Raw genomic sequence first — 17,399 nt, 5'->3', positions numbered from 1 at the left:
ATTTTCGGTGTAATGGTCGTACTTACAGGTTACAGCAGACGCCAGGCTGTGTTAAAAATAGGGTTGTTTAACAAGGAATTAAAATAATGAAGAAACTTGTCATATTGGCGTTGCTGAGCTTTGCCCTTTGTCAGGCCGGCTATGTTCACAGTACGGCGGTTGATATTAGCTATCAGCAACCGGCGCAAGAGATTATTGATATTGTTGATGCCGCACCCACACCCGGTGCCAGTTTAAGCCCGGATGGCAAAACGATGTTAAGCCTGGCGTATCCGGCGTTGCCACAGCTGGCCGATTTAGCGGCGCCAGAGTACCGGCTGGCCGGTGTGCGCTTTAATCCGGCCAATAGCAGCCCGGCGTTACCGCGTTATGTTGCCGGTTTAACCCTGATAGAGCTGGCAACGGCGCAGGCAAAGCCCATTAGTGGTTTACCTAAAACGCTAAAAGCCGTTAATTTAACCTGGTCGCCGGATAGCCGTTATCTGGCATTTATTCAGCTGGACGACCAGCAGGCAAGCTTGTGGCGTATTGATATTGCTAAAGCGAAAGCCAGCCCATGGTCAAAAAGTAAGCTTAATGCTATCTGGGGCGCGGCCTTACAATGGAGTGCCGACAGTAAAAGTATTTATGCGCTGACCATACCTGCTAAACGTGGCGCAGAGCCTATAGCAGCTAAAGTGCCAACCGGGCCGGTAGTGACTGAGGCGCGCAGTCGCACTGCGCCCGCCCGAACTTATCAGGATTTATTAAAAAACAAACATGACGAAGCGCTGTTTAGCTATTACTTTACCAGCCAGCTGGTAAAGATTGATCTGAAAAACAAGCTCAGCAGCATTAGCCAGCCACAGCTGCTGCGCAGCGTAGAGCTGTCGCCGGATAACCAGCTGCTGCTGGTTGAGCGGATTGAAGCGCCATTTTCTTATGCGGTGCCGGTATCGCGCTTTGCCTCAACTACCGAGGTATGGGACAGCAAAGGTAAACTGCAATACCAGGTAGTACAGCAACCGGTAGCCGACAACCTGCCTATTGCATTTGATGCTGTACCAACTGGCCGGCGTAGTATTAACTGGCGCCCGGATGCACCGGCAACCCTTTACTGGGCAGAGGCTGCAGATGGTGGCGACCCGGCGCAGCAGGCGGATGTGCGTGACAGCCTGTATCAATTGGCAGCGCCTTTTAACGCTGAACCGGAAAAACTGCTCGACTTTAACTTTCGTTTTTCGCGTTTGCTGGCCGCTGCCGATGGCACCCTGCTGGTATGGGAGCGCTGGTGGCAGGATAGGGTAGAAAAGGTCTGGCATTTAGCGCCAGCACAGGCCGCCCGGTTACTGTGGCAGCGCTCGTCAGAAGACCGTTACAACGATCCGGGCCAGCCACTGACAAAGACAGCAAAAAATGGTCAGCGCTTGTTACGGCTGGAGCAGGGTAGTATCTACTTAACCGCTGTCGGAGCATCCCCAGAGGGTAACCGGCCTTTTATTGATAAAATGCGGCTGGCAACGGGTGAAACCGAGCGTCTATGGCGTTCTGAAGCGCCGTTTTATGAATATGCCTACACCTTGTTAGCGGACGGTCAGTTACTAACACAAAGAGAAGCTGCGGACACACCGCCAGATTTTTATCTGCGCAACCTGCAAACCGGCAAGTTAACTGCGCTAACACAAACGCCGCACCCGTTACCGCAAACGCGCGGTATCAGCCGTGAGCTGATTACTTATCAGCGGGCTGATGGGGTGCCAATGTCGGCTACGCTGTTGCTGCCGGCCGGTTATCAAGCTAAACGCGATGGCGCCTTGCCAACAATGATCTGGGCTTATCCACGCGAATTCAGAAGTGCGGCGGCGGCGGGCCAGGTTAGCGACTCACCGTACCGTTTTAATTTTATCCGTTACTGGACACCGCAATTTCTGGCGACTCAGGGCTATGCGGTGCTGGACAACGCCACTATGCCAATCGTTGGCGAGGGCGAAAACGAGCCTAATGACAGCTTTATCAAGCAGCTGGTGATGAATGCTGAAGCAGCAATTGCTGCTGGTGTAGCGCGCGGCGTGACAGATCCAAATCGCGTTGCGGTAGGCGGCCATTCCTATGGCGCCTTTATGACAGCAAACCTGCTGGCGCATACCAAGCTGTTTAAAGCCGGTATTGCCAGAAGTGGTGCTTACAACCGCAGCTTAACACCATTTGGTTTTCAGCGTGAGCAGCGCACTTTATGGGACGATACTGCCTTGTATACCCAGATGTCGCCGTTTTTCCATGCCGATAAAATTACCACGCCGTTGTTGTTAATTCATGGCTCCGACGACAACAACGCCGGTACCTTCCCGCTGCAAAGCGAGCGTTTGTATCAGGCGGTTAAAGGCCTGGGTGGTACCACCCGGTTAGTGATGCTGCCGCTGGAGTCACATGGCTACCGTGCACGTGAATCGGTACTGCATATGCTGTGGGAAACAGTAAGCTGGCTGGATGAGTTTGTTAAAAACGCCGACGCAGATGCTAAAAAGTAATGCTAATTTAGCTGCAGGTAAACCTGGCCAGTCTACTCAGCATAGCTGGCCGGAAAATAGCGTTGTTGTAGTTGCTGCACGCTGCCATCGGCACTGAGTTGCTGCCAGGCCTGTTGCAAGCGTAATAATTGCTCTGGCGTAACGCTTTGCTTGCTAAACGCGAAGTACACCGGGTTGTAGTGCAGGGTAAATAACGCCTTGTGCTGCCCGGGGTCCAGTACGCCGTCGTTATATAGCTGTTGCAGGTTGATACTGTCTTCAAAGGTAAAGCGTACCCTGCCGGCGATAAATAACTCAAGTTTATGCTGGCTGGAGCTGACATAAATTAACCGTTTGTTCCAGTCGGTTTGCTGCGCCAGTGACTGTTCAAATTGCTCGCCGTAATATATCCCTTGCATTACTGACACCGGCTCGCGGCTTTGTAGCAGTGCGTTGAGATCCTGCACTACGTCATATTCCCGGCTATTACTTAGCACCAGAATGCTTTCTTGCTGATGAGGGCCAACAAAATAGGCATAGCTTTCGCGTTCTTTGTTGCGCGACATATTGCTCATTGCATCAAGCTCACCTGCCGCCAGTAGTTGCAGCGCTCTGCCCCAGGGTACTTCGACAATTTTTGCTGTGCAGCCGGCTGAGCTTGCCAGTAAATAAAATAACTCGGCGTTAAACCCTTGCCAGGGTATTGTGCCCTCTGTTTGCGCTGGTTTAATAAAACGCGGCGGATAATGCTGAGCCTGCATGCTAAGCTCACAGCTTGCAGCTAAGGCTGTTGTGCTAATTAAAACGAGTAACACACTAAGCATTCTGACCATTATTCAGATCTCAGGCAGTACGATGTATAAGTATGTCTGCTATTGGCTTAAATGAAAGCTTTGTAGCACCCAGTCTATTAGCAGCTGTATTTCATGCCGGTTTGGGTCGTCGTCGTGCCGCACCAGATAATAGCGATCGCGACTGAGTAGCTCCTGCTCAAATAAAGGTTGCAGGCTGCCGTTGCTAAACCAGCTGCTGCTAATGGGGAGCGGTATCAGCGCCACGCCCAGCCCTTGCTGTGCCGCGCGTGCCACACTAAACATACTGTCGAGTTGCATAATTTGTTTTGGTTGAAAATTATGGTAGCCGACGTGCTCGGCCCATTGGTGCCATGCATGCGGCCGGGCCTGATGCAGAATTAATGGTACCTGCTCTAAAATACGGTAACCTTTGCTGTGCCACTTCTGGTATTGCTGCGGGTTGCAGGCGGGTATATAACTTATCGGAAACAAATCGTAAACTTGCTTTTGTTCTGGCCTTTTACCCGACAACACTATCGACAAATCGGTATATTTTGGGCTGTCACGGCGTGATTTTACCGTTTCCAGCGTCAGGTTAATATTTGGGTACTGTTCTGACCAGCCAATTAACCGAGGCACAAACAACTCACTGGCAAAAAACTCCGGCATTGAAATACTGACAGCCAGCATGCGCTCAGCCTGGCTGAAATCGGCAATGGTGTCGGCCAGTTGTTCCATCAGCGGTGCTATGGCCTGATAAAAGCGTTTACCGGCTTCGGTTAGCACCACGGCGCGGGTCTTACGCTCAAACAGCGCTAAATTTAGGTTTTCCTCCAGTTGCTTTATCTGGTGGCTAACCGCCGACGGCGTTAAATACAGCTTTTTGGCTGTTTCTTTAAAACTTAAACACTCAGCGGCGACACAAAAACAACGCAGGCCGCGCATCGGTGTATGCAGTGGTAACATAGTTAATCAGCTCTGGTGCTAAACGCATGCTGCTCTAGTATGACAGCAAAATATGACAAGGATAAGCAATTGCAGTACCAGCGAAAGCACTGGCACTAATTTATTGATAATTATTTACTTTAGCGAGTTGCTAGTATGTGTTGGCGGCTAAAGCTGCACATTATTAGTGCAGCATAGCTGTTAAATCAGGGCAGCAGAGGAAAGTGGCTTGCTAAAGCGTTGCCGGTAAACTTGGCTACCCAGCCCTCAACATTATTAAATAAACGTATGGCGCTGAATTCTGGCTCGCTGCCCATATCAAACCAATGAGGTGTGTTGGCAGGTACGCTTATCAAATCATTTTGCTGGCACAACACCTGATACACCTTGCCGGCAATATGCAGGCAAAACAGCCCCTGACCACGAACAAAAAAGCGCACTTCATCTTCGCTGTGGGTATGTTCTGCCAGAAATTTCTGCCGTAATGCAGCTTTATCCGGATGACTAGCGCTAAGCGAAATTACGTCTACGGTAATATAGCCGCCTTCAGCTTGTAATTTGGCGATGTCAGCGGCATAGGCGGCTTTGATCTGCTCGACGCTGCTGTCAGCGCCAAGCGGCGCTGTTGCTCGCCATTGCTCAAAACGTACACCGGCATTATTCAGCTCGCGCTGAATTTCGCTGCTGTTAGCCGTCTGCAGCAGCGGCTGCGCCGGGTTATCACTGGCAAATACTGTTAACTGGCTCATGCAATCTGCTCCTCAACTTGGCTAAAGTGATGCGCGATGGCGTGGCTGCCTGCCGCCTGGCCGTCGCGGATCAGCTGAATAGTGCCAATACCGAGTGGCGCGGCAGCATCCAGTTCAGCCGCTACATCAGATAAAAACAGCACTTGCTTTGGCGGCAATTGCAACTGCTGCAAAATGGCGGCGTAGGAGGAGATGTCGCGTTTGGCGCCTATGCGGGTATCAAAATAGCCACTAAATAAGGGCGTTACATCGCCAAAATCACTGTACTGAAACAATAACTGCTGTGCCTGCACTGAGCCGGAGCTGTATACATACAGCTTAATACCCTGCTGCTGCCAGCGTGTAAGCGCGCTATGCACGTCGGTATACACATGGCCTTTGAAGGCGCCGCTTTGATAGCCCTGCTGCCAGACCATACCTTGCAGGGCTTTTAATGGTGTGATTTTCTGATCTGTGGCTATCCAGTCAAGCAATTGAGTGATGATGACATCGACACTGGCATCGGCTTGTTGCATCAGGCTGCGACAAGCGCTTAGCTGTTCAGCCACAGCAGGCTGCGCTGCATTAGCCTGAATAAATGCTGGCAACTCAGCTGCAGCATAGGGAAACAATACCTCTGTGACAAAGCTGATACGGCTGGTGGTGCCTTCAATGTCGGTAATAATGGCAGAGTACTTCACGGCTTACCTTGTTAATTTTAACCTTTCAAGCTCGCAGTTTATAAGAAACTCCCAGCCTTCTAAATGCCTTTTTGCTTCATCCAGGCTGCGGCCCCAGACATAGAGGCCATGGCCGCGCACCAATAAACCCCAATTTAGCGGTTGCTGTTGCCAGCGCTGTGCAACCTGCTGCGCTAAAAGCGGGATATCCTGGGTGTTGTCAAACAGAGGTAGAGCGCAGGGGGCGTCGTGGCTGCTATTGCCGCTGATAGCTTTTTGCATTTCATAACCACAGAACAGGTAGCTCTCGTCTTTGATTAAGCGAGAAAAAACCGTAGCCTGCACCGAGTGAGTATGCAGCACCGCTTTGATGGCCGGATCGAGCTGATAAAGCCGGGCGTGCAGTGCAGTTTCTGCAGACGGTGTGCCTGGGCAACTTAACGTGCTGTCTTGCCAGCTTACCGGCAACAAGTCCTGCGGGCTCAGCTCGCCTTTATCTTTACCAGAAGCGGTCACCAGCGCGCTGTGCTCACCGCTTCTGATAGAAAAATTACCGCCGGTGGCCGGTACCCAATGCCGGTTGGCGATCCAGCGCCCCAGCGCGCATAAGGCGATGGCGTTTGGATTAAGCTGATGCAGTTGGGCAGTATTATTCATAATAAGTTAAACCTGGTTGCTATACGTTCAAACGTTTAGATGTCTATACATGAAACGGGCTAAATGATAGCATTCAAGCCGGTTTTAGCAACTTTTTCTTGCCGATATGACACTCAAAAGCAAACTGCCAGACGTTGGCACTACTATCTTTAGCCGGATGTCGCAACTGGCAACAGAGCAGCAAGCCATTAATTTATCTCAGGGTTTTCCGGATTTTTCTGCCAGCCCACAGCTGATTTCTGCACTGGCTGAATACAGCGCGCGGGGCCTGAATCAATATGCGCCGATGCCGGGAATCATGACATTACGTGAGCAAATTGCCGCGCTGGTACAGCATTGTTACGGCCGCCATATTTGCCCGGCAGCAGAGATTACCGTGACCAGCGGTGCCACCGAGGCATTGTTTGTTGCCATTAGCGCCACAGTGAACCCGGGTGATGAAGTCATTGTTTTTGACCCGGCCTACGACAGCTACGCACCGGCGATAGCACTAAACGGCGGTAAAGCCGTGCATATTGCGCTGCATGCGCCGGATTACCGTGTTGACTGGCAACAGGTAGCTAATGCGATTACGGCGCGCACCAGATTGATTATTGTTAACAGCCCGCATAACCCAAGCGGCATGGTGTTTAGCCAGCAAGATTGGCTGGCGCTGCAGCAACTGGTGTCAGCACATAACCTGTATTGTGTCAGCGACGAAGTATACGAACATATGGTGTTTGATGGCGCGGTGCAGCTAAGCGCCAACAGTTTTAGCGCGCTGGCGGCGCGCAGTTTTATTGTGTCGTCGTTTGGCAAAACCTTTCACGTTACCGGTTGGAAGCTGGGGTATTGTGTTGCACCCTCGGCCTTGACGGTAGAATTTCGTAAAATTCATCAGTACGTTACCTTTGCCAGCTTTACCCCAGCGCAACATGCCATCGCCGATATGCTTAAGCTACAACGCGAGCAGGTGCACAGTTTGGCGGCGTTTTATCAGCAAAAACGCGATAGCTTTGCCACGCTGCTGGCTAACAGCCGTTTTAAGTTGCTGCCCTGCCAGGGCACTTATTTTCAACTGGCCGATTACAGCGCGATCAGCGATATGGACGACGTCGCCTTTTGCCGCTGGCTCGCCACTGAGCACAAGGTAGCGGCGATACCCTTGTCAGTGTTTTACCAAACGCCGCCACAAAGCCGCATTATTCGTTTTTGCTTTGCCAAACAGCACAGTACGCTTGCTGCTGCAGCGGAGGCGTTATGTCAGATTTAACGCTATTGCAGGTTGCGGTGTTGCAAACTGCACTGGTATGGCAAGACGCCGCGGCAAACCGCTGCCAGCTGGCACAGCAGCTGCAACAAATTAAAGCCGATTTGATAGTGCTGCCGGAAATGTTTAGCAGCGGTTTTTCGATGCAAAGTGATGTTATCGCTGAGCCCGAAGGTGAAACACTTGCCTGGCTTAAACAGCAGGCAGCGCAGTGCGGTGCGGCGTTGTGTGGATCAGTGGCCACCCGCACTGAACGCGGCTGTGTTAACCGTTGCTATTTTGTCACGCCACAGGGCAGTGTCAGTTATTACGATAAAAAACACCTGTTTCGTATGGCTGGTGAACATCAGGCTTATATCGCCGGGGAACAGCGGGTGGTGGTACAGTATCGCGGCTGGCGTTTGTTATTGCAGGTATGTTATGACTTGCGCTTCCCGGTATTTAGCCGTAACTGCAATGACTACGACGTGGCACTGTATGTCGCCAACTGGCCGGCTGCCCGCGCGCATGCCTGGCGTACCTTATTGCAGGCGCGGGCGATAGAAAACCTGGCCTTTGTACTGGGCTGCAACCGTGTTGGCACAGATGGCAATGGGGTTGACTACAGCGGCGACAGCCTGATTGTCGATTATCGCGGTCAGCCACTGGCTAATTTAACACCAAACCAGCCCGGTGTGCTGATGACTGCGCTGGATCTGGCCGCGCTTAACCAATACCGTCAGCAATTCCCGGCTGCACTGGATGCTGATATTTTTGCGTTGCAACAGCCAACGGCATAAGCGGTGTTTGTTAAGTTAGCCCTCACTGTTATCACGCCATAGCAACCATAGCCGGGTATCCAGCTCCAGCTGATGATAGGCCGGCTCCATATGCTGACACAGTTTATAAAAGGCTTTGTTGTGGTCTTTTTCTTTAAAGTGGGCTAGTTCATGCACCACGATCATGCGTAAGAATGCTTCCGGCGCCTGTTTAAACAATGCCGCTATGCTGATGCTGTTATGCGCCTTAAGCTTATTGCCCTGCACCCGGGAGGCAAAGGTGTGCATGCCCAGCGCCTGCTTTATCACATTAAGTTTGCTGTCGTAGCGCACCTGGCTAAGTGATGGCGTGTTGCGCATATAGCTGTTTTTCAGCTCATTAACATAGCCATACAGCGCTTTATCGCTTTGCACCTGATGCACTGCGGGGTATTTCTCTTCCAGGTAGCTGCTTAAGCGGCCGCTTTGTAATAAGCCGGTTGCCTGCTGCTGAATATGTTCCGGATAACCGGCAAGGTAATTAATGCTGTTCACGTTTTCGCTGGTTAAGGAAATAAAGCCGGCAGTATAGCGGCTGTTTGTCGCGACGTCAGCCGCCGCGGTCGCAGTTGCGTACAGCAGGCTTGACCAAAACCGCATTCGCAGTAACACTGTATGCCCATTACTAACATGAGTTTAACCAGTGAGCGAAATTAACTGGGCTGCCCTGCAACAGGCAGCACAACAAGCCGCCGCGCAGGCTTATGCGCCATATAGCAAATTCCCCGTCGGTGTGGCCGTGCTGGCTGACAGCGGCAAAATTTATACCGGCTGCAATGTTGAAAACGCTTCTTACGGCGGCACTGTGTGCGCCGAACGCAATGCCATTGGTGCGGCAGTAGTGGCCGGTGAGCGCAAATTCAGTGCGCTGTTGGTGTATACACCGCAAGCCATGTTAACGCCGCCGTGCGGTATTTGCCGACAGGTGATTGCCGAGTTTTTCACCCCCGATGCGCCTATCGCCAGTTGCAATCATTTACAGCAACAGCAAGATTGGACGCTTGGCGAGCTGCTACCGGCGGCCTTTACGCCGACCTATTTAGCTAACAGCACAAAAGTCGGAGCTTAAAATATGATCCCACAGGAAATAATAAAAACCAAACGTAACGGTGGCAACTTAAGCCAGGCCGAAATTCAGCAGTTTGTCCGCGGTTTAACCGACGACAGTTTCAGCGAAGGCCAGGTGGCGGCGCTGGCGATGGCGATTTATTTAAATGGCATGCAAACCGATGAAATAGTGGCTTTGACGCTGGCGATGCGTGACAGCGGCACAGTATTGAACTGGCAGGGTAAGTTAAATGGCCCGGTGGTAGATAAACACAGCACCGGCGGTGTCGGTGATAAAGTCACGCTGATGCTGGCGCCGATGGTTGCGGCCTGTGGTGCTTATATGCCCAGCATTGCCGGCCGTGGTTTGGGCCATACCGGTGGCACAGTCGATAAGCTGGAGACCATCCCGGGCTACAGCTGTACCCAGCCGCTGGAAAAAATTCAGCAATTATTACCACAATTGGGTTGCGTGATTGTTGGTCAAAGTAGCCAGTTAGCGCCCGCCGATCGGCGCTTATATGCTATTCGCGATGTTACCGCCACGGTAGAGTCGATACCGCTTATTACCGCCTCTATTTTGTCGAAAAAGCTATCTGAAGGTTTAGATGCGCTGGTTATGGATGTGAAAATTGGCAACGGTGCCATTATGCGTACCGTCGATGACGCCTCGGCGCTGGCCAGCAGCATCGTTAACGTGGCCAATGGTGCCGGCGTACCGACCCGTGCCTTGTTAACAGATATGAACCAGATTTTAGGCAACACAGCCGGCAATGCGCTGGAAGTGATAGAAACGTTGGATTACCTGACCGGCAAATACCGCGAGCCACGTTTGCACCAGATTACGCTGGAGCTGGGCGCCAATATGTTAATGCTGGGCGGCTTACACCAGGATAAAGCCAGCGCGGTGGCGGCGCTGGAGCACAGCTTAAGCTCGGGCAAGGCAGCAGAAATTTTTGCCAAAATGGTAGCGGCACTGGGTGGCCCGGCCGACTTAATAGAAAAACCACAGCAGTACTTGGCTACTGCGCCTGTGGTGCAGGATATTATTGCGCCGCAAAGCGGCTATTTGCAGTACCACGATACTGTTGGCCTGGGTATGGCGGTAGTGCGTTTAGGCGGCGGTCGTTCGCACCCCAGCCAGCAAATTGACCCTGCGGTGGGTTTTAGCCACATTGTCCCTTCTGGCCAGCCAGTACAGCAAGGCGATGTATTGGCTAAAGTGCATGCCGCCAATACTGATGCAGCTAAGCTAGCAACGGCTGAGTATTTACAGGCGTTGATGATACAGCCGAAAGCGGCTCAGGCTTTTCCATTGGTGCATCACACTATAGGGTAATTGGCGCTAGTTGCAGATATGAAAAAACCGGCGTAGAAGCCGGTTTTTTATGATAACTCAGTTAGCTTTTTTGCCGCTTCATGGCTTCAAAGAACTCGTCGTTGGTTTTAGTCATCAACAGACGGTCTATCAGGAATTCCATACATTCAGTCTCATCCATCGGGTTGAGAATTTTACGTAGGATCCACATTTTCTGCAGTTCTTCCGGCGAGGCCAACAGCTCTTCACGGCGGGTGCCTGAGCGGTTAAAGTCGATGGCCGGGAACACACGGCGCTCGGCAATTTTACGCGACAGGTGCAGTTCCATATTACCTGTACCTTTAAATTCTTCGTAAATCACTTCGTCCATTTTTGAACCGGTATCGACCAGCGCAGTAGCGATAATGGTTAAGCTGCCGCCTTCTTCAACATTACGCGCCGCACCAAAGAAGCGTTTCGGCTTATGCAGGGCGTTGGCGTCGACACCACCGGTTAACACCTTGCCAGAGCTTGGGATCACGGTGTTATAAGCACGGGCTAAACGGGTGATAGAGTCAAGCAGGATAATCACGTCTTTTTTGTGTTCTACCAGGCGCTTGGCTTTCTCGATAACCATTTCAGCAACCTGGACGTGGCGGCTGGCCGGCTCATCAAAGGTAGAAGCGATAACTTCGCCTTTTACCAGGCGCTGCATTTCGGTTACTTCCTCCGGCCGCTCGTCAATCAATAGCACCATTAGTACACATTCAGGGTGGTTAGCAGCAATAGATTGGGCAATGTTTTGCAGCAAAATGGTTTTACCGGCTTTTGGCGGCGCCACAATTAAGCCCCGCTGGCCGCGACCAATAGGCGAGGCTAAGTCCAGTACCCGTGCTGTGATATCTTCACGGCTGCCGTTACCACGCTCCATCCGCATACGCGAATTGGCGTGCAGCGGGGTTAAGTTTTCAAATAAAATTTTGTTACGGGCTTGTTCTGGCCGGCCAAAGTTAACTTCGTTAACTTTTAACAGGGCGAAGTAGCGCTCGCCTTCTTTCGGTGGGCGAATAAGACCAGAGATGCTGTCACCGGTGCGCAAGTTAAAGCGACGAATTTGGCTTGGCGACACATAAATGTCGTCCGGGCCTGCCAGGTATGAACTGTCACCGGAACGCAGAAAACCGAAACCGTCCTGCAGGATTTCCAGTACGCCATCGCCGAAAATTTCTTCGCCGTTTTTGGCATGTGATTTTAAGATGGCGAAAATTATGTCCTGTTTACGCAGGCGGGCCATATTTTCCAGGCCCATAGACTCGGCCAATTCAACCAGCTCGCTAATTGGCTTCAGTTTCAGTTCTGTTAAATGCATATTGATGGGTTTCTTGTTGAAATAAAAACAGGGTAATGCTTATCGGTTCGATAAAATAAGGTTTGGAAGTGGTTTTTCGACAGACAAGCGTGGTTTAGAACGTACTAATGGCTACACAATAGCAGCTGGCTAATGGTGCGTCCAGCTCTGAGAGTGAAAAAGGCGTATAAAAATACGCCTTTTTCAGTTTACTCAGATGTTGCCATCAAGAAACTCTTTTAACTGGGTTTTAGATAACGCGCCAACTTTTGTCGCTGCAACCTGACCGTTTTTAAATAACAGTAAGGTTGGAATACCACGAATACCAAATTTCGGCGGTGTGTTCGGATTGTGGTCAATGTTGACTTTAGCCACGGCTACTTTGCCGGCATATTCTTGTGCCACGTCATCCAGAATAGGAGCGATCATTTTACAAGGACCACACCACTCTGCCCAAAAATCAACTAAAACCGGTGTTTCGGCTTTCAGTACGTCGGTTTCAAAACTATCATCCGAAACCTGTAAAATATGTTCGCTCATTTATGTCTCCGCTAGTGCTGTGCAGCCTGGCTGCAAAAAAGTGTTATCAATTTAAACGTGGCTGTTCCTTATTGCAAGCGTAACGGTTATGCTTAGCGCCGTATGAATAAAACACACTTAACTTCACATAAATTTGCCGATTTCGCATTGGCACCACAGGTTCTTGACGCATTAAACGCGCAAGGTTTCGGCTATTGTACGCCCATTCAGGCGCAATGTTTACCACTGGCGTTAGCTGGTAAAGATATTGCCGGTCAGGCCCAAACGGGCACAGGTAAAACGCTGGCGTTTTTGACGGCGACATTCCACCACTTGCTAACCCATGAACCTAAAGGCTCTGGTCAGCCACGTGCCATTATTATGGCGCCGACGCGGGAGCTGGCAGTGCAGATCCACCATGATGCAAAAATGCTGGCAGAAAAAGCCGGTTTGCGCCTTGGACTGATCTATGGGGGCGAGGGTTATGATACACAACGTCAGCTATTAGAAAATGGCGTTGATATTTTAATTGGTACTACAGGCCGCTTAATCGACTACTTAAAGCAAGGTTTGTACGATTTATCACAAATTCAAGTCGTGGTGTTAGACGAAGCTGATCGGATGTTCGATTTGGGCTTCATCAAAGACATCCGTTTTATGTTTAACCGCATGCCGCCGGCGACAGAGCGTTTGAGCCTGTTGTTCTCAGCTACCTTGTCTTATAAGGTACAGGAGCTGGCGTTTGAAAAAATGAATCAACCGGTGCATATCCATGTCGCGCCAGACGAAATGACCGGCAGCCAAATTAGCGAAGAGCTATTTTATCCATCAGATGAGCATAAGCTGCCGCTGTTGTTAACATTGATGGAAGAAGAATGGCCGGACAAAGCCATCGTATTTGCCAACACTAAACACTGGTGTGAAGAAGTACACGCCTGGTTAGAGGCCGACGGCCACCGCGTTGGCTTATTAACCGGTGATGTGATCCAGAAAAAGCGCTTGCGCATTTTAGAGGATTTCACCAGCGGTAAACTGGACATTCTTGTAGCCACTGATGTTGCTGCCCGTGGCCTGCACATCCCTAAGGTGAGCCATGTATTTAATTACGACTTACCGGATGACTGCGAAGACTATGTGCATCGTATCGGCCGAACTGGCCGTGCCGGCGAAAGCGGTAAAGCCATCAGTTTTGCCTGCGAGCGCTATGCGCTTAACCTTACCGCGATTGAAGACTATATCCGTCATCCGGTGCCGGTGAGTCAGTATGACGCCAGCGCCTTACTGGATGATATGAAAACACCGAAGCCACGGGTTCGCCGTCGTGCCGGTCAGGCCAGAACCGGTAGCCGTACTGGCTCTGGTGGACGCAGCAGTAATGGCGCAAGAGCTCCTCGCAACCGTCCTCGTTAATCAGGGACTAACTGCCGACCAGTCACCGCATCAGGATATCTATGCGGTGATTGATCTTGGCTCCAACAGCTTTCACATGCTGATGGTGAAAGTGGTTGGCGGCTCGGTGCAGGTGATTGGTCGGGTAAAACGTAAAGTACGTTTAGCTGCGGGTTTAAATGATAACCTTGTCCTTAGCCGTAAAGCCATGAAACGTGGCTGGGAATGTCTGGCTTTGTTTGCTGAGCGCCTGCAGGACATACCACCGCAAAATATTCGCATTGTCGGCACTGCCACGCTACGGTTGGCAAAAAATGTAAAAACCTTCCTCAAAGAAGCCGAGGCAATTTTAGGCCAAAAAGTTACCGTCATTAGCGGCGAAGATGAAGCCCGTATTATTTATCTTGGTGTCGCGCACACGTCAAACAGTGATACCAACCGGCTGGTGATCGACATTGGTGGTGCCAGCACGGAAGTGGTTATTGGTGCCGGGTTCAATCCGTTATTGCTGTCTAGCCTGAATATGGGCTGCGTAACGTATCTTGAACGCTATTTTGCTGATGATGAGTTAAGCGAAGATAACTTTAACCGCGCTATTAACGCAGCAGAGCAGGAAGTGTTGAGCATTGCGGCGCAGTATCAGCACACTGGCTGGCAACTAGCAGTAGGCGCCTCTGGCACTGTGCAGGCAATGCAGGAAATATTAGTCGCTCAGGGTAAAGATGAAGTAATAACGTTAAGCCGGCTGGAAGACATTATGCAGCAGGCATTGGCCTGCGGCCGGATGGAACAACTGACTATTACCGGCCTGGCGCAGGAACGTAAGCAAGTATTTCCATCGGGATTAGCCATTCTGATAGCATTGTTCCGAACCTTGCAGATCAGTGGTATGACGTTATCCGGCGGCGCACTGCGTGAAGGTGTGCTTTATAGCATGTTGCCGCAGTTGCAACACACGGATGTCCGTAACCGTACGGTTAACAGCCTGATGGTGCGCTATTTTATTGACCAAAGCCACGCCGAGCGGGTAGCAGAAATGGCCTCTGAGTTAGCCAACCAACTGCAAAGCCGCTGGGATCTTAATAAATTTGAAGGCCACAGCATACTAAAAAGCGGTGCCTTGCTGCATGAGCTTGGGCTGTTAATTGAATACAAGAACCATCATCATCATGGCGCCTATATTATTAATCACTCTGATTTACCCGGCTTTACCCGCGCCCAGCAACAGTTAGTGATGGCGTTGGTGCATAATCATCGCGCCGACATCAGCCGTGAAATTATCGCCCGCCAAACCATGACATCAGTGCTGTTAACGGTGCGTTTAACACGTATTTTACGGCTGGCAGTGATTTTATCAATGCGCCGGCGCCACGAAGTTCTGCCACAGGTGAATATCAGCAATAAAGGCGAAACTCTGATGTTGCAAATGCCGGCTGGCTGGTTGGAGCAGCACCCGCTGATGCGGGCAGAATTGGAGCAGGAAGTACAATATCAGCAACAAGCCGGCTGGGAGCTGCTGATCAAATAAGGATGTTACAGAGAAGCAGTGCGTTCTAAAGCAACCGTTGACCGAAGGGATGCGTGACTAATTCGTCAGGAGCGAATTTGAACAGCTGGCTGGCCCGTAAGGGTGAACTTCAAGGATGAAGTTCATAATCGAGCCCCCACGGAAGGGTTTACGGCGTGTTGCTGTAGACGCACTGCTTCTACGTTGATGGGTTTAGCCGCCCTGCTTTAACCAAATTGCCACTTTCTTGGCAAAGTACGTCAGAATGCCATCGGCACCGGCACGTTTGAAAGCCAGCAACGACTCCATAATTACCGGCTGTTCTGCCAGCCAGCCGTTTTGAATAGCGGCCATATGCATAGCGTATTCACCACTGACCTGATAAGCAAAAGTTGGCACGCCAAATTCATCTTTTACCCGTCGTACAATATCTAAATACGGCATGCCGGGCTTTACCATTACCATATCAGCGCCTTCTTCCAGATCCTGCGCCACTTCATGCAGCGCTTCGTTGCTGTTGGCTGGGTCCATCTGGTAGGTTTTTTTATTGCCGCCTTTTAAATTACCGGCAGAGCCCACTGCATCGCGAAACGGACCATAGTAGCTTGAAGCGTACTTAGCTGAATACGCCATAATGCGGGTGTTAACAAAGCCAGCGTCTTCCAGTGCTTCGCGGATAGCACCGATACGGCCATCCATCATATCTGAAGGCGCCACCACATCTGCGCCAGCCTCTGCGTGCGACAAAGCCTGTCTTATCAACGCTGCAGTAGTAATGTCGTTCATAACATAGCCGCTGTCATCAATAATACCGTCCTGACCGTGAGTGGTGAACGGGTCCAGTGCCACGTCAGTAATAATGCCCAGCTCTGGCACATGTTGTTTTAGCAGGCGCACCGCGCGCTGCGCCAGAGCGTTAGGGTTCCAGGCTTCTTCAGCCTGCAACGATTTTTTGTCTGCAGCAATAACCGGAAATAACGCAATGGCCGGAATACCCAGTGCAGCCAGTTCTTTTGCCTCTGCCAGCAATAAATCCAGACTCAGGCGTTCAATTCCTGGCATAGAGGCAATAGCTTCGCGTTGGTTATCACCTTCGATAATAAACATTGGGTAAACAAGGTCGTTTACCGTTAACTGATGCTCTGCCATTAGTCGGCGGCTAAAATCATGTTCACGCATTCGGCGCAGACGGGCTGCCGGAAAGAAACGGTTAGTGTTCATGTAATACTCCTATGGCGGTGTCTGCAGAGACGGAAATGAGTGCCGGATAACTTTGTACCTGATTGCGTCCAAGATGTTTGGCGCGATAAAGGGCTTCATCGGCAAAGCGGATGTATTCGTCATTATCACTGTCAGTTGCCGGAATATTGGCGTAACAGCCGGCACTCAGTGTTAGCTGATAAGGTTGCCCGTTTAATGTCAGTGCCTCACTTTGCAGTGCCTGGCGGATCTGCTCTGCCAGTTGCTCGGCACCATGCAGATCTGTAGTGGGTAAAATCAGTGCAAATTCTTCGCCACCGTAGCGACATATTTTATCGGCTGGCCGCTTTAATTGCTGCTGGATAATGTCGGCAACGGCCTTAATAGCCTGATCCCCTGCCAGGTGGCCCAGGCTGTCATTAATGCGTTTAAAATGATCAATGTCCAGCAGTACTAATGCCAGAGGCCTTTGCTCACGGCGGCTGCGCTTAATTTCGGCGCGCATTTGCTGGTCGAAACTTGCCCGGTTAAACACTCCGGACAAACTATCGGTGCGACTTTGTTTTTCCAGTAAGCGGTTTTTTTCTGCCAGTTCATCCAGGGTAATCTGCAGCTCAAAGCTGTGTGAGCGCAGTTGGTTTTCCAGCTCGGCAGCGTTGCGCTGTGCCTTTTTCAGCAAGTGATAAGCAATAAAACCGCTAATGGCGCTACCTGTTAAAGCACTGGCAAGTAGGTAGAGTAAGATTTCCGTCATGA

At 50.9% G+C, this 17,399-nt stretch carries 17 protein-coding genes; 7 read left to right on the top strand and 10 right to left on the bottom strand.

All coding sequences use genetic code 11. The features are described 5' to 3' along the window. Positions 1-86 precede the first annotated feature (86 nt). Positions 87-2,507, top strand: coding sequence for an alpha/beta hydrolase family protein (locus ACYVIC_RS14795; protein ID WP_460861173.1), 2,421 nt, complete (start codon positions 87-89; stop codon positions 2,505-2,507). 32 nt (positions 2,508-2,539) lie between these two features. On the opposite strand, the gene ACYVIC_RS14790 is transcribed toward ACYVIC_RS14795, so the two are convergent. The 5 genes from ACYVIC_RS14790 to ACYVIC_RS14770 all read right to left on the bottom strand — a co-directional run bounded on the left by ACYVIC_RS14790 (position 2,540) and on the right by ACYVIC_RS14770 (position 6,290). Next, on the bottom strand, positions 2,540-3,247 hold the full coding sequence (locus tag ACYVIC_RS14790; protein WP_460861171.1) for a substrate-binding periplasmic protein: 708 nt from the start codon (positions 3,245-3,247) through the stop codon (positions 2,540-2,542). 111 nt (positions 3,248-3,358) lie between these two features. Then, positions 3,359-4,246 (bottom strand): LysR family transcriptional regulator, encoded by an 888-nt coding sequence (locus ACYVIC_RS14785; RefSeq protein ID WP_460861169.1) that lies wholly within the window; start codon positions 4,244-4,246, stop codon positions 3,359-3,361. A 185-nt stretch (positions 4,247-4,431) separates the two neighbouring features. Then, positions 4,432-4,974: a 1,2-dihydroxy-3-keto-5-methylthiopentene dioxygenase gene (locus ACYVIC_RS14780; RefSeq protein ID WP_460861168.1), complete on the bottom strand. Its 543-nt coding sequence runs from the start codon at positions 4,972-4,974 to the stop codon at positions 4,432-4,434. After that, entirely contained in the window at positions 4,971-5,654 is a 684-nt protein-coding gene (gene mtnC, locus ACYVIC_RS14775; protein ID WP_460861166.1) for an acireductone synthase, read from the bottom strand. Before mtnC ends, ACYVIC_RS14780 begins: the two co-directional genes overlap by 4 nt. Positions 5,655-5,657: 3 nt before the next feature. After that, positions 5,658-6,290 carry a methylthioribulose 1-phosphate dehydratase gene (locus ACYVIC_RS14770; RefSeq protein WP_460861165.1) on the bottom strand — a complete coding sequence of 211 codons (633 nt, stop codon included), beginning with the start codon at positions 6,288-6,290 and terminating at the stop codon, positions 5,658-5,660. Between the two features lie 106 nt (positions 6,291-6,396). Here ACYVIC_RS14770 and ACYVIC_RS14765 point away from each other — a divergent pair, with 106 nt between their 5' ends. Then, a complete protein-coding gene (locus ACYVIC_RS14765; protein ID WP_460861163.1) occupies positions 6,397-7,542 on the top strand; it encodes a methionine aminotransferase in 1,146 nt (381 codons plus the stop codon). Then, on the top strand, positions 7,530-8,318 hold the full coding sequence (locus tag ACYVIC_RS14760; RefSeq protein WP_460861160.1) for an amidohydrolase: 789 nt from the start codon (positions 7,530-7,532) through the stop codon (positions 8,316-8,318). Before ACYVIC_RS14765 ends, ACYVIC_RS14760 begins: the two co-directional genes overlap by 13 nt. 15 nt (positions 8,319-8,333) lie before the next feature. Here ACYVIC_RS14760 and ACYVIC_RS14755 read toward each other — a convergent pair whose 3' ends face one another. Continuing rightward, the gene (locus tag ACYVIC_RS14755; protein ID WP_460861159.1) at positions 8,334-8,936 is read right to left on the bottom strand and encodes a YgjP-like metallopeptidase domain-containing protein; all 603 of its coding nucleotides are present in this window, start codon (positions 8,934-8,936) and stop codon (positions 8,334-8,336) included. A 43-nt stretch (positions 8,937-8,979) separates the two neighbouring features. Here ACYVIC_RS14755 and ACYVIC_RS14750 point away from each other — a divergent pair, with 43 nt between their 5' ends. Both ACYVIC_RS14750 and deoA read left to right on the top strand, forming a co-directional pair. Next, positions 8,980-9,405: a cytidine deaminase gene (locus tag ACYVIC_RS14750; protein WP_460861157.1), complete on the top strand. Its 426-nt coding sequence runs from the start codon at positions 8,980-8,982 to the stop codon at positions 9,403-9,405. Between the two features lie 3 nt (positions 9,406-9,408). After that, positions 9,409-10,722 (top strand): thymidine phosphorylase, encoded by a 1,314-nt coding sequence (gene deoA / locus ACYVIC_RS14745; RefSeq protein ID WP_460861156.1) that lies wholly within the window; start codon positions 9,409-9,411, stop codon positions 10,720-10,722. A 61-nt stretch (positions 10,723-10,783) separates the two neighbouring features. Here the strand turns inward: deoA and rho are convergent, their stop codons facing one another. Continuing rightward, positions 10,784-12,049: a transcription termination factor Rho gene (rho, locus tag ACYVIC_RS14740; protein ID WP_460861154.1), complete on the bottom strand. Its 1,266-nt coding sequence runs from the start codon at positions 12,047-12,049 to the stop codon at positions 10,784-10,786. 192 nt (positions 12,050-12,241) lie between these two features. After that, positions 12,242-12,568 carry a thioredoxin TrxA gene (gene trxA / locus ACYVIC_RS14735; protein WP_460861153.1) on the bottom strand — a complete coding sequence of 109 codons (327 nt, stop codon included), beginning with the start codon at positions 12,566-12,568 and terminating at the stop codon, positions 12,242-12,244. A gap of 102 nt (positions 12,569-12,670) precedes the next feature. Here trxA and rhlB point away from each other — a divergent pair, with 102 nt between their 5' ends. Both rhlB and gppA read left to right on the top strand, forming a co-directional pair. Beyond that, positions 12,671-13,957 carry an ATP-dependent RNA helicase RhlB gene (rhlB, locus tag ACYVIC_RS14730; protein WP_460861151.1) on the top strand — a complete coding sequence of 429 codons (1,287 nt, stop codon included), beginning with the start codon at positions 12,671-12,673 and terminating at the stop codon, positions 13,955-13,957. Continuing rightward, entirely contained in the window at positions 13,923-15,464 is a 1,542-nt protein-coding gene (gppA, locus tag ACYVIC_RS14725; protein ID WP_460861149.1) for a guanosine-5'-triphosphate,3'-diphosphate diphosphatase, read from the top strand. The genes rhlB and gppA overlap by 35 nt, the downstream gene beginning before the upstream one ends. A gap of 192 nt (positions 15,465-15,656) precedes the next feature. Here the strand turns inward: gppA and hemB are convergent, their stop codons facing one another. Next, complete coding sequence (hemB, locus tag ACYVIC_RS14720) at positions 15,657-16,664, bottom strand: porphobilinogen synthase (RefSeq protein WP_460861148.1); 1,008 nt, start codon at positions 16,662-16,664, stop codon at positions 15,657-15,659. Beyond that, complete coding sequence (locus ACYVIC_RS14715; protein ID WP_460861147.1) at positions 16,654-17,397, bottom strand: GGDEF domain-containing protein; 744 nt, start codon at positions 17,395-17,397, stop codon at positions 16,654-16,656. Before ACYVIC_RS14715 ends, hemB begins: the two co-directional genes overlap by 11 nt. Between the last annotated feature and the right edge of the window lie 2 nt (positions 17,398-17,399).

The sequence above is a fragment of the Rheinheimera gaetbuli genome (genome assembly GCF_054781935.1).
This window is presented reverse-complemented; position numbering and strand designations above follow the sequence as displayed.

What these genes read in the sequence shown, in the direction of transcription:
- deoA (WP_460861156.1), top strand. Translation starts at nt 9,409, where the DNA reads ATGATCCCACAGGAAATAATAAAAACCAAACGTAACGGTGGCAACTTA.
- gppA (WP_460861149.1), top strand. Translation starts at nt 13,923, where the DNA reads ATGGCGCAAGAGCTCCTCGCAACCGTCCTCGTTAATCAGGGACTAACT.
- ACYVIC_RS14790 (WP_460861171.1), bottom strand. Translation starts at nt 3,247, where the DNA reads ATGCAGGCTCAGCATTATCCGCCGCGTTTTATTAAACCAGCGCAAACA.
- rho (WP_460861154.1), bottom strand. Translation starts at nt 12,049, where the DNA reads ATGCATTTAACAGAACTGAAACTGAAGCCAATTAGCGAGCTGGTTGAA.
- rhlB (WP_460861151.1), top strand. Translation starts at nt 12,671, where the DNA reads ATGAATAAAACACACTTAACTTCACATAAATTTGCCGATTTCGCATTG.
- hemB (WP_460861148.1), bottom strand. Translation starts at nt 16,664, where the DNA reads ATGAACACTAACCGTTTCTTTCCGGCAGCCCGTCTGCGCCGAATGCGT.
- ACYVIC_RS14795 (WP_460861173.1), top strand. Translation starts at nt 87, where the DNA reads ATGAAGAAACTTGTCATATTGGCGTTGCTGAGCTTTGCCCTTTGTCAG.
- ACYVIC_RS14780 (WP_460861168.1), bottom strand. Translation starts at nt 4,974, where the DNA reads ATGAGCCAGTTAACAGTATTTGCCAGTGATAACCCGGCGCAGCCGCTG.
- ACYVIC_RS14755 (WP_460861159.1), bottom strand. Translation starts at nt 8,936, where the DNA reads ATGCGGTTTTGGTCAAGCCTGCTGTACGCAACTGCGACCGCGGCGGCT.
- ACYVIC_RS14715 (WP_460861147.1), bottom strand. Translation starts at nt 17,397, where the DNA reads ATGACGGAAATCTTACTCTACCTACTTGCCAGTGCTTTAACAGGTAGC.
- ACYVIC_RS14765 (WP_460861163.1), top strand. Translation starts at nt 6,397, where the DNA reads ATGACACTCAAAAGCAAACTGCCAGACGTTGGCACTACTATCTTTAGC.
- trxA (WP_460861153.1), bottom strand. Translation starts at nt 12,568, where the DNA reads ATGAGCGAACATATTTTACAGGTTTCGGATGATAGTTTTGAAACCGAC.
- ACYVIC_RS14785 (WP_460861169.1), bottom strand. Translation starts at nt 4,246, where the DNA reads ATGTTACCACTGCATACACCGATGCGCGGCCTGCGTTGTTTTTGTGTC.
- ACYVIC_RS14770 (WP_460861165.1), bottom strand. Translation starts at nt 6,290, where the DNA reads ATGAATAATACTGCCCAACTGCATCAGCTTAATCCAAACGCCATCGCC.
- ACYVIC_RS14760 (WP_460861160.1), top strand. Translation starts at nt 7,530, where the DNA reads ATGTCAGATTTAACGCTATTGCAGGTTGCGGTGTTGCAAACTGCACTG.